Origin of the sequence: Gordonia sp. SGD-V-85, from assembly GCF_001456905.1 — a bacterium.
GTDB classification, from domain to species: Bacteria; Actinomycetota; Actinomycetes; order Mycobacteriales; family Mycobacteriaceae; genus Gordonia; species Gordonia hongkongensis.
In genome coordinates, this window is the sequence record NZ_LNQO01000024.1 from 70359 (window position 1) to 84269 (window position 13911).

14 protein-coding genes are annotated in these 13911 nt (G+C 67.8%); 9 read left to right on the forward strand and 5 right to left on the reverse strand.

All coding sequences use genetic code 11. From position 1 onward, the window contains the following. The first annotated feature begins 20 nt into the window (after positions 1-20). A complete protein-coding gene (gene upp / locus AS181_RS21360) occupies positions 21-650 on the forward strand; it encodes a uracil phosphoribosyltransferase (RefSeq protein WP_058253501.1) in 630 nt (209 codons plus the stop codon). 198 nt (positions 651-848) lie between these two features. On the opposite strand, the gene AS181_RS21365 is transcribed toward upp, so the two are convergent. Continuing rightward, positions 849-1559, reverse strand: a complete 711-nt coding sequence (locus tag AS181_RS21365; protein ID WP_082653006.1) for a CPBP family intramembrane glutamic endopeptidase — start codon at positions 1557-1559, stop codon at positions 849-851. A gap of 25 nt (positions 1560-1584) precedes the next feature. Between AS181_RS21365 and AS181_RS21370 the strand changes: the two genes are divergently transcribed. After that, complete coding sequence (locus AS181_RS21370; protein ID WP_175404376.1) at positions 1585-2598, forward strand: arsenic resistance protein; 1014 nt, start codon at positions 1585-1587, stop codon at positions 2596-2598. On the opposite strand, the gene AS181_RS21375 is transcribed toward AS181_RS21370, so the two are convergent. Next, complete coding sequence (locus AS181_RS21375; RefSeq protein WP_055475422.1) at positions 2573-3307, reverse strand: glucose 1-dehydrogenase; 735 nt, start codon at positions 3305-3307, stop codon at positions 2573-2575. The two genes, AS181_RS21370 and AS181_RS21375, sit on opposite strands and share 26 nt — an antisense overlap. A 135-nt stretch (positions 3308-3442) precedes the next feature. Between AS181_RS21375 and AS181_RS21380 the strand changes: the two genes are divergently transcribed. Then, complete coding sequence (locus tag AS181_RS21380) at positions 3443-4528, forward strand: NAD(P)H-dependent amine dehydrogenase family protein (protein ID WP_058253503.1); 1086 nt, start codon at positions 3443-3445, stop codon at positions 4526-4528. A gap of 331 nt (positions 4529-4859) precedes the next feature. On the opposite strand, the gene AS181_RS21385 is transcribed toward AS181_RS21380, so the two are convergent. Together AS181_RS21385 and AS181_RS21390 are read right to left on the reverse strand one after the other, a co-directional pair. Beyond that, positions 4860-5510 (reverse strand): response regulator, encoded by a 651-nt coding sequence (locus AS181_RS21385; protein ID WP_058253504.1) that lies wholly within the window; start codon positions 5508-5510, stop codon positions 4860-4862. Then, the gene (locus AS181_RS21390) at positions 5507-6640 is read right to left on the reverse strand and encodes a sensor histidine kinase (RefSeq protein WP_231742633.1); all 1134 of its coding nucleotides are present in this window, start codon (positions 6638-6640) and stop codon (positions 5507-5509) included. Before AS181_RS21390 ends, AS181_RS21385 begins: the two co-directional genes overlap by 4 nt. Positions 6641-6791: 151 nt before the next feature. On the opposite strand from AS181_RS21390, the gene AS181_RS21395 reads away from it, so the two are divergent. The 5 genes from AS181_RS21395 (at position 6792) to AS181_RS21415 (ending at position 11944) form a co-directional block, all read left to right on the forward strand. Beyond that, on the forward strand, positions 6792-7715 hold the full coding sequence (locus AS181_RS21395; protein WP_058253524.1) for an ABC transporter ATP-binding protein: 924 nt from the start codon (positions 6792-6794) through the stop codon (positions 7713-7715). Then, positions 7712-8524 (forward strand): ABC transporter permease, encoded by an 813-nt coding sequence (locus AS181_RS21400; protein ID WP_058253506.1) that lies wholly within the window; start codon positions 7712-7714, stop codon positions 8522-8524. The genes AS181_RS21395 and AS181_RS21400 overlap by 4 nt, the downstream gene beginning before the upstream one ends. A 103-nt stretch (positions 8525-8627) precedes the next feature. Then, the gene (locus AS181_RS21405) at positions 8628-10382 is read left to right on the forward strand and encodes an alpha/beta hydrolase (RefSeq protein WP_058253507.1); all 1755 of its coding nucleotides are present in this window, start codon (positions 8628-8630) and stop codon (positions 10380-10382) included. Positions 10383-10451: 69 nt separating this feature from the next. Beyond that, on the forward strand, positions 10452-11390 hold the full coding sequence (locus tag AS181_RS21410; protein ID WP_058253508.1) for a helix-turn-helix domain-containing protein: 939 nt from the start codon (positions 10452-10454) through the stop codon (positions 11388-11390). Next, positions 11390-11944, forward strand: coding sequence for a dihydrofolate reductase family protein (locus AS181_RS21415; protein ID WP_058253509.1), 555 nt, complete (start codon positions 11390-11392; stop codon positions 11942-11944). The genes AS181_RS21410 and AS181_RS21415 overlap by 1 nt, the downstream gene beginning before the upstream one ends. Positions 11945-12000: 56 nt before the next feature. On the opposite strand, the gene AS181_RS21420 is transcribed toward AS181_RS21415, so the two are convergent. Then, positions 12001-12660 carry a PaaI family thioesterase gene (locus tag AS181_RS21420; RefSeq protein WP_058253510.1) on the reverse strand — a complete coding sequence of 220 codons (660 nt, stop codon included), beginning with the start codon at positions 12658-12660 and terminating at the stop codon, positions 12001-12003. A gap of 110 nt (positions 12661-12770) precedes the next feature. Here AS181_RS21420 and AS181_RS21425 point away from each other — a divergent pair, with 110 nt between their 5' ends. After that, entirely contained in the window at positions 12771-13613 is an 843-nt protein-coding gene (locus tag AS181_RS21425; RefSeq protein ID WP_058253511.1) for a crotonase/enoyl-CoA hydratase family protein, read from the forward strand. The last annotated feature ends 298 nt before the right edge of the window (positions 13614-13911 follow it).

Below are 13911 nucleotides of genomic sequence, written 5' to 3' on the forward strand. Positions count from 1 at the left end.
CCACCGACCGAGAGGAACCCATGGGCAGCGTCGCCGTCATCGACCATCCGCTGGTCCAACACAAACTGACCCTGATGCGTCGCAAGGAGACGTCGACCAACGACTTCCGCCGTCTGCTCGACGAGATCTCGATCCTGATGGCGTACGACGTCCTGCGTGACATCCCGATGCACGAGATCACCATCGACACACCGCTCGAGACCACCACCGCCCGGGTCATCGACGGCAAGAAGCTGGTGTTCGCCGCTGTCCTGCGGGCCGGCGCCGGTATCGCCGACGGCATGCTGACCGTGGTTCCCGGCGCGCGCGTCGGACACATCGGCCTCTACCGCGACCCGAAGACCATGGTCGTCGTCGAGTACTACTTCAAGATGCCGTCGGAGCTGTCCGAGCGTGATGTCGTGATCGTAGATCCGCTTCTGGCGACCGGGCATTCGGCGGTCGCCGCGATCGACCGGATCAAGGAGTACGGTCCGAAGTCCATCAAGTTCGTCTGCCTGCTCGCCTGCCCGGAGGGCATCGAGGTCCTGCATCGCTCACACCCCGACGTGCCGATCTTCACCGCGGCGGTCGACCGCGAACTCGACGACAACGGCTTCATCCGCCCCGGACTCGGTGACGCCGGCGATCGCATCTTCGGGACAGCGTGACCTCGAGAACAGGAAGGAGCCCCCCTCCCTGAGGAGCGAGCGAAGCGAGCCACGAAGGGTGTAGCAACACGTCTCACCAGGCCCTTCGAGGCTCGTCGCTTGCGCTCCTCACCCCTCAGGGAGCAGGGGTTATGGGCTTCTTTCGGATTAGGGAGCATGGTTCGTGGTGCTGCTGCGCGCATACCAGCGGTGTTCGATCTACGACACCTGCCAGGCCACCGCGGCACCGATCGCCCCGGTGGCGTTCAGTGCCCAGTGCAGCGCGATCGGTGCGAGGAGGCTCGTGGTGCGTTGCCGCAACCACCCGAGCACGAAACCCGCGGCCCCGGTTGCCACGACCGCACCTGCGATGCCGGCGATCTGTGCAACCGTCCCGGCACCCAGCACGCCGCTCAGGCCTTCGTTGCCCGCGGTGAGACCGGTCGAGGACAGGATGTGCCACAGACCGAAGGCGATCGCACCGACGACCAGCGTCGTCAACGGGGCGAACAACCGGCCCAGAACCCCTTGCAGCACACCGCGGAACAAGACCTCCTCCGGGAGAACGGTCTGCAGCGGAATGATCACGAACGCCGCCAGGAGGGCCTCGGAGGTATCGTCATAGCGGTCGGACAGGAAGAACTCACGCGTCGCCGGGATCGCGACCGCTGTCGAGACCACAGCCGCGACCACGAGGACCGCGGCCACGGCGACCGGGATGCCGGCGCGCAGTTCCGCACGGCTCAGGCCGAGGTCCCGCCAGCCGAGGCGGGCGAGGCGGGCGAGGCCCACGGCCACGACTGCGGCAACCGGGACGATCGCCACCGACAGCGGGCCGTCCGCGAGATGCGCACCGACGTTCACCGCGACGAGGAACACGATCACCACGACCAGCAGCGCGACGTCGGTGCGCCGGGACGGGGTGATCACCCGGTCGAGTCTGCCGTACCGCGCCATGGCGGTGTCGGTGAACGCGGCCGCGGTGTCGCAGAATGATTCGGTGCCAAGACCCGCGACTGTCGTCGACCGCCTCGAACGTCACCAGGTCGCCCTCTACCTCGGCGCGATAGTCGCCGGACTGTGTGCGGGACTGGCCGCACCCGGTCCCGCCGAGGGCCTCGAGTCGGCGATCACGCCGCTGCTCGCCGCGCTGCTCTATGTCACCTTTCTGCAGATCCGCCGGTCCGATCTCCTGGAATCGCTGCGGGACCGGCGGTTCCTGGTCGCGGTGCTGTTCCTGAACTTCGTCGTGGCGCCCCTTCTGGTGGCCGTGTTGTCTTCAGCGCTGCCCGCCGACGACGCGATCCGTGTCGGCGCGCTATTGGTGCTGTTGTGTCCGTGCGTCGACTACGTCGTCGTATTCGCCGGACTCGGCGGCGGGGACGCCCGACGACTCCTTGCCGCGACGCCGCTGCTGCTCCTTGCCCAGATGCTGCTGACACCGCTGTACTTAGTGCTGCTGCTCGGTGACGGACGGTCGGTGATCGAACCGGAGCCGTTCCTCTGGGCGTTCGCTGTCCTCATCCTCTGCCCGCTGGCACTGGCGTGGCTCACCCAGGCGTGGGCGGAACGATCCGAGGCGGGTCGTCGAGCCTCGGTCGGCGCCACGATGACGATGGTCCCGCTCATGGTGGCCGTACTCTTCGTCGCCGTGAGTTCCCAGGTACCTCTGGTCGGTTCGCGTTTTGCCGACATCGCCGGGGTGATCCCGGTCTACGCCGCGTTCCTCGCGATCATGGTGGCGGCCGGTGTCGCGGTGGCACACATGTTCCGCCTGGCCCCGGAGCCGTCGACGGCGGTCGTCTTCTCCGGAGCCACCCGCAACTCGCTCGTCGTCCTGCCACTCGCGCTGGCGCTGCCGGTCGGGGCGGAACTGGCCGCGGCGACGGTGATCACGCAGACACTCGTCGAACTGATCGGGATGGTCGTCCTGGTGTGGGCGTTCACTTGTGTGGCACGTCGGCGCTGAGGCCGCCGTCCATCACGAACTCGGCACCGGTCGCGTACGAGGACTCGTCGCTGGCCAGGAACACCACGAAGGTCGACACCTCGCGTGACTCCGCGGCCCGGCCCATCGGCACGGTCACCATGTCGTCGGGGATCCCCTCGGTCATCGGCGTCCGGATGAGACCCGGGTGGATGGAGTTCACCCGCACGTTGTGCGGAGCCAGTTCGAGCGCAACCGATTTCGCCAGACCACGCACGCCCCACTTGCTCGCGACGTAGCCGTGCGCCCAGGGACTTCCGCGCAGGCCCTCCACCGACGAGACGTTGATGATCGAGCCACCGCCGGCGTCGATCATCAGGTCCGCGACCGCCTGGATTCCGAGGAACGTGCCCGTCAGGTTCACGTCCAGGATCTGCTTCCACTTGTCCAGCCGGAACTTCTGGATCGTCGAACCGTTCACGATGCCGGCATTGTTCACCAGGACGTTGACCTTGCCGAACTCGTCTACCGCGGTGGACACCGTCGTCTGCCAGTCCTCGGGCGAGGTGACATCGAGGTGGACGTAGCGCGCCGCGTCCCCCAGTTCGGCGGCCAGCGCCTTGCCCTCGTCGTCGAGGATGTCGCCGATCACCACCTTCGCCCCCTCGGCCACGAGGGCCCGGGCGTGCTCGGCGCCCATGCCCCGCGAACCACCGGTGATCACTGCAACCTTGTCGTCTACGCGTCCCATGGGCGGCAACGCTACCGCGACGAGCGCGAAAATAGAACAGGTTCCACCGAAAAATGGTCTACTGAACAGACAAACGTCCGGACAGGTGTACACCACGCCCCACCGGCGCCGATCGAACACAAGGAGTTCCACGCCATGTCCTTCCGGGTAGCTCTCGTCGGAACCGGCAACGTCGGCCGGTTGTGCCTCACCCAGCTGATCGAGGACCCGCGGTTCGAACTCGTGGCCGTCTGCGTGTCCACCCCTGAAAAAGTCGGTGTCGACGCCGCGACGCTCGCCGGGCTGGAGACACCCACCGGAGTCCTGGCGGTGGGCGACCTCGACGAGGTGATCGCGACGAAGCCGGACTGTGTCGTGTACTGCGCCATGGGTGACACGCGTCCCGTCGAGGCCTTCGACGATGTGCTGCGCATCCTCGTCGCCGGGATCGACGTCGTCGGGTCCTCCCCGAACACGCTCCAGTACCCCTGGGACGTCATGCCCGCGAAGGCGATCGCCAAGATCGACGAAACCACCGCGGGCAGCGGCGCCAGCCTGTTCGTGACCGGCGTCGATCCCGGATTCGCCAACGACCTCATCCCGTTCGTCTTCGCGGGCACCTGCCAGCACATCGAGCAGGTGCGCTGCATGGAGATCGCCGACTACGCGACCTATGACGGGGCGACCGTCATGTTCGACGTCATGGGCTTCGGCAAACCGCTCGACGAGACCCCCATGCTGTTCCTGCCGGGGGTACTGGGGTTGGCATGGGGAACGACGATCCGGCAACTGGCCGCCGGTCTCGGCGTCACCGTCGACGACATCGAGGAGATCTCCGAAAGCGAGCCTGCGCCGGAGGATTTCGACATCGCGGCCGGTCACATCGCTGCGGGCACCCGCGCGGCCGTGCGTTTCGAGATCATCGGCAAGGTGGCCGGCGAACCCGTGATCGTCATCGAGCACGTGACGCGGCTTCGAGGTGACCTGCGGCCGGACTGGGCGCAGCCGGCTCAGCCCGGCGGGTGCTACCGCGTCGAGATCACCGGCGAACCGTCGTACACCGTCGACATCATGCCGACGAGCCGCAAGGGTGACCACAACCACGCCGCCATCGTCGCCGCGGCCGGCCGGATCGTGAACGCCATCCCCGCGGTGGTCGACGGGCCCGCGGGACTTCGCACCACACTCGACCTTCCGCTGGTGACGGGCCCGGGGGTTTCGACAAGCTCAACCGGCAGGTAGGCGGCTCAACCGGCAGGTAGGCGGCTCAACCGGCAAGTAGGCGGCTCAACCGGCAGGTAGGCGGCTCGACCACTCGGCAGTGCGAATCCGAAAGAACCGCATAACCCCTGCTCCCTAATCCGAAACAACGCCCTGCCCCCTGCTCCCTGAGGAGCGCCCGGAGCTTGCGGAGGGCGCGTCACGAAGGGTCTCCGCAACCCAACTCACCAGGACCCTTCGTGACGGCCTCCGCAAGCTCCGGCCTCCTCAGGGAGCAGTGATTGGGCTCGCGCCGAGCACAACGGGTTCTTCCATAGTCCACGACGGCCGCCAGGCCGCAGATACTGAGCACTCACACCATCCCGGCGTCGTGCATGAGGATCGCGACCTGGACCCGGTTGCCCGCGTCGAGTTTGGTGAAGATGTGCGAAATGTGCGCCTTGACCGTCGCAAGACTCATGTAGAGCCGTTCGGCGATCTCGGCGTTCGACGCCCCGCGGGCGAGCTCGACGGCCACATCACGCTCGCGTGCGGTGAGTCGGTCGACACGTTCGACGGCGGACGAGGTCCGGTGACCGCCGCTGGTGACGACCTGCTTGATCAACGCGGCGGTCACCGAGGGACTCAGGGCAGGTCGACCGTCGAGCACCTGGTGGATGGCCGCGACGATGTCGTCGGGTGGCGTGTCCTTGAGCAGGAATCCGTCGGCACCCATCGCGAGTGCGCGGACCACGTAGTCGTCGGCGTCAAAGGTCGTGAGCACGATGATCGCGGGTGGCGAGGCCAGTGCCTTGAAGCGGCCGGTGGCCGCGATCCCGTCGAGGACCGGCATCCGCAGATCCATGAGGACGAGATCCACGGGTGCCGCGGCATGGGAGTCGAGAGCCTCCTGCCCGTTGCCCGCCTCGGCGACGATGTCGAGGCCGGCATCACCGCCGAGGAGAAGCCGGAGTCCGGAACGGACGAGGGGGTCGTCGTCGACGATCATGATGCGGGCGGTCATGACTGCCACGGTAACCAGACATGCAACAGGAACCGTTTGTCCTCGCTCACGGTCACCGACTGCCTGCCGCCGTGCAACCCGACCCGCTCGGCCAGGCCGACGAGTCCGAATCCTGGTGTGGGACCGATCGAACCCGCTGTCAGCGGTAGCGGATTCTCGACGAGCAGATCCACACCGTGCTCGGGTCCGCCCCGGATGTGCATGGTCACCGGCGCGCTCGGCGCATGACGCCGCGCATTGGTCAAGGCCTCCTGCACACACCGATACAGCGTGCGTGAGATCGCCGGGCCCAGCGAATTCACATCGATGTCGCATCGGCTGTCCACACGCATCCCCAGCCGGCGCGCCTCCTCGATCAGCGCGGCCAGGTCCGGAACCCCTTGCGGTTCCTCGGGCGCGGCGTCGCCGGGCCCCTCCCGCAGAACCCCGAGCACCTCCCGCAGCTCGGTCAACGCCAGGTGCGAGGTCTCCTGGATGGTCTGCGCCGTCTCGCGGATCTGCTCTCCGGACAGGTCCGAACGGTAGGCCAATGCGCCCGCGTACATGCTCATCGCCGAGATCCGATGCGCGAGGATGTCGTGCATCTCGCGTGCGATCCGCGCCCGTTCGAGCGAACGCGCCTGCATCACCTTCGCCTGCTGTTCGGCCTCGGAGGCCAGCGCGCGCGCCTGCCAGCTGGCGAGAAGCTCACGCCGCGAACCGATGTAGAGACCCCACGCGACCATCGCCGCCGTCGCGACCACCGTGACCGAGTAACTGATGATGACGGGATCGTTCGCCTCGGTCGGAGTGGCGAAGAAGGCGAGGGCGATGATCCCCGCGACAACGGACAACACCGCCTGCGGGATGATCTCGCGCCACCGACGCCGGGTCGACAGGGACACCATGGCGAGAATGCCCGGTCCGAGAGACGACGACGACACGATGGTCACGATGTTCGTGAACGTCGTGACCGGTACGGGATGGCTTCGGCGCCACCAGATGACGATGTAGGAGAGCACCCCGAGTGCGAGGTCGGCGACGAACCACCACCGGGCCTCGTCCCACAGGTACGACGCACGGGTGGCGAAGGTGCCGGCCGAGACGCAGAGCATCACCGCGAGCCGCCACAATCGGCCGGCCCACGTCATCGGTGGTTGGTACTGCTCAGGACGCACAACCGTCACCGTAGTCGGGCGCCGGTGGTGCCCGCGTCCTCCCGATGGGTGTCGACCCCTACGACTTTCGGTCGATACGACGCTGTCCGGAGGTCCGATGTGCACGCCGTGCGGAAACGACACGATGGACGACATGATCACAGTGAAGAATCTGACGAAGCGCTACGGCGACTACGTCGCAGTCGACGACGTGTCGTTCACCTGCCGCCCCGGGCAGGTGACCGGATTCCTGGGCCCCAACGGCGCCGGGAAGTCGACGACGATGCGGATCATCGCCGGGCTGACGCCGCCGACGTCGGGGGTGGCGCAACTCTACGGCGTCGACTACCGGTCCATCCCGAATCCCGGCACGCAGGTCGGCATCCTCCTGGACGCCTCGGCTCAGCACGCCGGCCGGACGGGCGCGGAGGTCCTGCGACTGTCGGCGATGACCATGGGCATCGGCCACGACCGCGTCGACGAGATGCTCGAGCTGGTCAGCCTCACCCCGGAGGAGGCAGGGCGACGAGTGCGCAACTACTCCCTCGGCATGCGCCAGCGTCTCGGTATCGCCGCAGCCCTGCTCGGGGACCCGAAGATCCTGATCCTCGACGAACCGGCCAACGGACTGGACCCGGCGGGCATCCACTGGATGCGAACCCTGCTGCGCGGGTACGCCGATCGCGGTGGCACGGTGCTGCTGTCGTCGCACCTGTTGCACGAGATCGAGATCGTCGCCGACGACATCGTCGTGATCGGCAACGGCCGGATCGTGGCCCAGGGCACCAAAGACGAATTGCTCGCCGGCGCCGGGACACGCGTCCGATCACTCGACGACGCGACCCTCGGCGAGGCGCTGAACGCAGCCGGGATCACCCTGCAACGCAACGCCTCCGGCGGACTCGATGTCGACGCCGACCCCATCGACGTGGGCCGCGCCGCGGCCGCCGTCGGCGTCGTCCTCACCGAGCTGCGGCCCGCGGACGGCGCCCAGCTCGAGGCGATGTTCCTGCAGCTGACCGCGGACACCCAGCGTGAACACACCACACTCGAAGGAGCAGCTCGATGACCCTCGCCGACTTCGGCACCCCCGTGCCGCACACCGACGTGATCGACGTCGAGCGCCCCGGAATCCCGTTCTCCCGACTCGTCCGCGTCGAACTGCGCAAGCTCGTCGACACGCGTGCGGGTTTCTGGCTGACCGCCTCGATCGGAGTCATCGCGGCGATCGTCGTGATCGCGATGCTCATCGCGAACCGCAACAGCCCCGAGAACCTCAACCTCGGACAGTTCTTCGGGATGATGAACATCCCGACCGCCATCATCCTGCCCATCCTCGCGATCCTGCTCGTGACCGGGGAATGGAGCCAACGCACCGCGCTGACGACATTCACCCTCGAACCCCGACGGCAGCGCGTCGTCGGAGCGAAGCTGGTGGCGGCGCTCCTCACCGCCGTCGCGGCGGTCGCGGTCGCGCTCATCCTCGGCGTCATCGGCAACGGAATCGCCGGTCTGGCGTTCCCCGATCCCGCCGGCTCCTGGGACCTCACGCTCGCCGGGTTCGTGAATTCGTTTGTCTCGCAGACCTTCGGCTTGCTGCTCGGTTTCGGCTTCGCCGCCCTGATCCTGAACACCCCGGGCGCGATCGTCGCCTACTTCGCGCTGCCCACCGCTCTGACCGTGGTCAGCCAGCTGGTCCCGTGGTTCAAGGACAATCTCGGCCAGTGGGTGGACACCGGCCTGACGAACGTGCCCTTTCAAGAGGGCGACTGGGCGACCGGGGGCGAATGGACGAGGATGCTCGTCTCGGCAGTGATCTGGATCGGGCTGCCCCTGGCGTTCGGGGTGCTACGGATTCTGCGGTCCGAGGTCAAGTAACGGACGCCGCTGGATGGCACCACGGTCACGGTCGCCGTAAGCGCCGCTGCCACACCGCGATCGGTGTTACGGTTTCCGGGTTCTCGAGAAAAGAGGAACCCACGTGTCGTCGACCACGCCCACCTCGCAACCACCTGCCGCTCCGGAACCGGACGAAGCATCGGTTCCGGAGCAGTCCGGCGCCACCGGCCCGGCAGAAGGACAGAAGCCGTCGTGGTGGTGGCGGCGGCGGCTCCACCGGTATTCCTGCGTCGGGTTGACGGTCGCGCTCGTCTTTCTGTGGCTGTCGGTGACGCCGTCGCTCCTGCCGCGCGGGCCGCTGTTCCAGGGCATCGTGAGCGGGGCCTCGGCCGCGGTCGGGTACGGCCTCGGTGTGCTGGTGTCCTGGCTGATCCGTTACATGATCTCCCGGGAGGAACCCTGGCCCGCGCCGATGCGCCGACTCTGGGCGGCGCTGGGCCTGGCCGCGATCGCGGGCACCGTCGTCATGCTGGTCGCGTTCCAGCGGTGGCAGGACCAGGTCCGGACGATGATGGGGGTCGACCTCCTGTCCTGGACGGCCTACCCGCAGATCCTGCTCATCGCCGTGGTGGTCTTCGCCCTGCTGATGACCATCGGGCAGGCGTGGGGCGACGGGGTGAAGTGGCTCGTCCGGAAACTCAATCGCGTGGCGCCGCCGCGTATCTCGGCCTTCGCCGCGGCGACCATCGGGATCATCATCACGGTGCTGGTCCTCAACGGCGTCGTCGCCAACTACGGTATGCAGGCGCTGAACTCGTCGTTCGCCGCGGTCAACGACGAGACGACCGCGGACTCCAGTCCGCCGACCACCCCGCAGCGCTCGGGCGGTCCGGGCTCGCTGGTGACCTGGGATTCGCTCGGGCGTCAAGGCCGGATCTTCATCTCGGTGTCGCCCACCGTGGAAGAGCTGAGCGCGTTCAACGGGTCCCCCGCCATGGAACCGATCCGCGCCTACGTCGGGCTCGGCTCGGGTACAGATCTGCGTGCCAATGCCGAACTCGCCGCAGAGGAACTCGTCCGCGCCGGCGGGTTGCAGCGCAAACTCATCGCGGTCGCCTCCACCACCGGCACCGGGTGGATCAACCAGGCGACGGTGGACTCGCTCGAGTACATGTACAACGGCGACACGGCGACGGTGAGCATGCAGTACTCGTACCTGCCGAGCTGGTTGTCGTTCCTCGTCGACAAGGAACGCGCGCGGCAGGCCGGGCAGGCGCTCTTCGAGGCGGTCTCGGAACGGGTGCGCGAGGTACCTGAGGCCCAACGCCCCAAGCTCGTCGTCTTCGGCGAGAGCCTCGGCTCGTTCGCGGCCGAGTCGGCGTTCGGGACCATCCCGGCGCTGAGCGCGCGAACCGACGGTGCGTTGTTCAGCGGACCGACCTTCAACAACAAACTGTGGGTGGACACGACCGGGTCACGCGACGACGGGACGCCGGAAGTGTTGCCCACCTACGACGACGGACGACAGGTCCGATTCATCGCCGACGCACCCGACCTCGACAAGCCGACCACCGAGTGGACGTCGCCGTCGGGTCGCGCGGTGTATCTGCAGCACGCCTCCGATCCGATCTCGTGGTGGAACCCGCGACTGATCCTCCGCGAGCCGGACTGGCTCGAGGAGGAACCCGGACGCGACGTGCTGTCGGCGATGCGGTGGATCCCGTTCGTGACCTTCTTGCAGGTCAGCGCCGACATGGCGGTGTCAGTCGGAGTCCCCGACGGCCACGGACACAACTACATGTCCGCGATCCCGGCAGCCTGGGCCAAGATCCTGCAGCCGCCGGGCTGGACCGAGGCCAAGACCGAACGTCTGATCCCCCTGCTGACGAGGGACTGATCGGCACCGCCGCCCGGTGGAGCAATTTCGGTCGGGCGGGAACGGCTTTCGCGGTTCCATACTCAGAGGGTGACCTCTACCGACCGTGACCGTCTCCGGCAGCTTCTCGACGCGGTGCTGTCCGAGGACAACACCTCGCTCGACGACATGGCCTCGGGCGCCTACGCGTCGCCGTTCCACTTCACCCGGCAGGTCCGGCGCGGTGCCGGCGAGGCACCGGTGGCCCTGCGGCGCCGCGTCCTCCTCGAACGTGCGGCGTGGCTCCTCCAGCGGGGACAGTCGGTGACCGATGTGGCCTTCGAGTCCGGGTACTCGTCCGTCGACGGCTTCTCGCGTGCTTTCAGCCGCGCCTTCGGACACAGTCCCGGCCGCATGGGTGCGGTGGGAGAGCACAGCCACTGGCTGCCGGCGCCGAACGGCATCCACTTCCACTCGCCCACTGCGCTGTACGTCGACAGCGGCTCACCCACGACCGAGGATGCGGGCAATGTGGTGATGCTCATGATTCGCCACGACCTCGACGACATCGAGGCGCTCCTCGACGCCGCGAAGGGGCTCGACGCCGCGTCGTGGACCGCGCCGCGTCTCGCGGGTAACCAGCTGCTGTCCTGGAGTGGACCGGAAGAGTCTCTCGCAGAAGTCATTTCCCATCTGGTCGGCGACAAACTCCCCTGGTTGTCGACGATCGAGGGAGCCGACCTGCCGCCGGCCGCACCGACCCAACTGACCGACCTCATCGAGTTGCATCGCGACATTGCACCGCGCTGGCTCGCCCTGATCCGTGACATCGACCGACGCGGCGCGTGGCAGGACCGCGTGATCGACGCCTTGTGCGACCCACCCGAATCGTTCCTGCTCTCCCAGATCGTCGCGCACGTGTTGACGTTCTCCGCACATCGTCGGCTCGTCGCCCGCTGGATGCTGCGGGACTCCGGCGTCGACGTCACCGCCCCGACTCTCGATCCCGACCCGATCATGTGGCACCGCAAACACTCCGGAGGATTCTGATGGCATTCCGCTACTACACGGCAACGACCCTCGACGGCTTCCTCGCCGACGACCGGGACAACCTCGACTGGCTGCTCAGCCAGCCGCTCGAGGAGGGCGGGCCGATGAACTACGACGACTTCTTCCGGCAGGTCGGTGTCGCCGTGATGGGCGCGACGACCTACCGGTGGATCCTCGACCACGAGGTCTCCGACGGGAAGCCGTGGCCATACGACATACCGACGTTCGTCTTCACCCATCAGTCACTGACGCCGGTGTCGGACACCATCTCGGTGGTCGCCGGGAGCCCCGGAGACCTCCGTGACCGTCTGGTCGACGCAGCGGGCGACCGCCACGTCTGGGTCGTGGGCGGCGGCGACCTCGCCGCGCAGTTCGCCGAAGCCGGAATGCTCGACGACGTCATCGTGTCGATCGCGCCCGTCACCTTGAGGTCGGGCCGACCACTCTTCCCGCGCGCCTACGACTTCGAGTTGCAGGACTTCGCACGCAACGGCGCGTTCCTGTGTGCGCGCTACTCGCCTGTCGGGCCGCGGCCGACTCACGCGGAGGTCTGACCGGTCGTCGGGCGACGGGCCGGCCGCGTCGGGGGTCTGTCGGCGGTGGCGGGGCGTCAGCCCTCGCCGACCGAGTTCCGCATGGCGTCGGGCACCTCACCGCGAGCCCACCGCGGCAGGATGAAGATCCCCTCGCACTCGGCCGTGAGCTGGCCGTCGACCGAGATCGTCCCCGTGACGAACGTCTTCACACCCTCGACCCGATCGACGCGCGCCTCGCCGCGGATCACCCCGAGCGGCGTACCGCGCCGATACCGGACGGTGAGGGTGCCGGTCATCCCGGGCACACCCTGGAACTCCGCGGTCGAACCCAGCAGCTGGTCGAAGACGAGCGCGAGCACGCCGCCGTGGACGAGTCCGGCCGGACCCTCGTACTGGGGACCGAGTGCGACCTCGAGCCAGCTGTACTCGGATTCGTGATGGAGCTCGACCGGCGGTGCGATCGGGTTCCGCCGCCCCAGAACGGCATTGCCCCAGGACCGTTTGGTGCCGTCGGAGTTGAATCGGATGCCGAACGGGCCCGGCAGCTGGTCCTTCCGGAGGATCTCGGTGGCGGCGGCGATGAGCCGCCTCGCCTCCGCGATGTCTGTCTCACCGACCTCGGTGCGCACCGTCGCATCGATCAAGTCCCGGACGCTGCCCGCGATGGCGGACGCGAGTTCGGTCCGGTGCGCGAGTTCGTCCGGGTCGATGTCCTCCTGGATGTATCCGCTCATGTGCCCATCTAACAGGGTCGACGCACCGCTCTCGCCCCGACCGGTCGCCGTCGGTTGCCGTCGGCGGATCCGGACACGGCCGGTTCTGACCGCCGAGTAGGCTCCCTCGCATGACAGACCACGCCTGGAACGACCGCGCCTGGACCGCGTTCGACGTCACCGTCTCCGACCACATCGCCGAGGTCACCCTCATCGGCCCGGGCAAGGGCAATGCCATGGGACCGGACTTCTGGCAGGAACTCCCGGAGCTGTTCGGGCACCTCGACACCGATCCGGAAGTGCGCGCGGTGGTGCTGACGGGGTCGGGCAAGAACTTCTCCTACGGCCTCGACCTCGTCGCGATGGGCGGGACGCTGTCGGCCGTCCTCGCCGGGGACGCGAAAGCGGCGCCGCGCACCGAATTCCTCGACTCGCTCCGCACACTCCAGGCCGGCATCACCGCGGTCGCCGACTGTCGCAAGCCGGTGGTCGCAGCCGTGTCCGGCTGGTGCATCGGTGGCGGTGTGGACCTGATCTGCGCGGCCGATGTGCGCTACGCCAGCGCCGACGCCAAGTTCAGCGTGCGTGAGGTGAAGGTCGGGATGGTCGCCGACGTGGGCACACTCGCGCGCCTGCCGTTCATCATCGGCGACGGTCACATGCGGGAGCTGGCGCTGACCGGCAAGGACATCGACGCCGCCCGCGCCGAGAAGATCGGTCTGGTCAACGACGTCGCCGACGATCAGACCGCCGTGCTCGAGCTCGCCCGCTCGACCGCCCGCGAGATCGCCGACAACCCGCCGCTCGTGGTCCACGGCATCAAGTCCGTTCTCGACCATTCGCGCAGCGCCGCCGTCCACGACAGCCTCCGCTACGTCGCCGCGTGGAACTCCGCGTTCCTGCCCAGCGAGGACCTCACCGAGGCCATCACCGCCGTCTTCGAGAAGCGCAAACCCGAGTTCAAGGGTCGCTGAGCCGGTGGGGCGGCTCTCCCGCTCCCCACGAGCAAGCGAGCCCGTCCCTGCTCCCTGAGGAGCGAGCTTGCGAGCGTCACGAAGGGTCTCCCGAGCTCGGTCGCCAGGACCCTTCGTGACGCGCCCTCCGCAAGCTCCGGGCGCTCCTCAGCCTGAATCTTTCACGGGTGGGTAGGGTTTCGCCGATCGGTTGTCGGTGTCGCCTTTTGATGGTTGGTGCTGGTGTGTGGGCAGGGTGGATCGCCAGCGTTGGGTTCGCTGGTTGTTCGGGTTCTGAGGTGGGGTGGGCGGCGGTGAC

Excerpts from the sequence above, each read along its gene's own strand:
- upp (WP_058253501.1), top strand. The coding sequence starts at position 21 with ATGGGCAGCGTCGCCGTCATCGACCATCCGCTGGTCCAACACAAACTG.
- AS181_RS21370 (WP_175404376.1), top strand. The coding sequence starts at position 1,585 with ATGGCGGTGTCGGTGAACGCGGCCGCGGTGTCGCAGAATGATTCGGTG.
- AS181_RS21375 (WP_055475422.1), bottom strand. The coding sequence starts at position 3,307 with ATGGGACGCGTAGACGACAAGGTTGCAGTGATCACCGGTGGTTCGCGG.
- AS181_RS21380 (WP_058253503.1), top strand. The coding sequence starts at position 3,443 with ATGTCCTTCCGGGTAGCTCTCGTCGGAACCGGCAACGTCGGCCGGTTG.
- AS181_RS21385 (WP_058253504.1), bottom strand. The coding sequence starts at position 5,510 with ATGACCGCCCGCATCATGATCGTCGACGACGACCCCCTCGTCCGTTCC.
- AS181_RS21390 (WP_231742633.1), bottom strand. The coding sequence starts at position 6,640 with ATGACGTGGGCCGGCCGATTGTGGCGGCTCGCGGTGATGCTCTGCGTC.
- AS181_RS21395 (WP_058253524.1), top strand. The coding sequence starts at position 6,792 with ATGGACGACATGATCACAGTGAAGAATCTGACGAAGCGCTACGGCGAC.
- AS181_RS21400 (WP_058253506.1), top strand. The coding sequence starts at position 7,712 with ATGACCCTCGCCGACTTCGGCACCCCCGTGCCGCACACCGACGTGATC.
- AS181_RS21415 (WP_058253509.1), top strand. The coding sequence starts at position 11,390 with ATGGCATTCCGCTACTACACGGCAACGACCCTCGACGGCTTCCTCGCC.
- AS181_RS21420 (WP_058253510.1), bottom strand. The coding sequence starts at position 12,660 with ATGAGCGGATACATCCAGGAGGACATCGACCCGGACGAACTCGCGCAC.
- AS181_RS21425 (WP_058253511.1), top strand. The coding sequence starts at position 12,771 with ATGACAGACCACGCCTGGAACGACCGCGCCTGGACCGCGTTCGACGTC.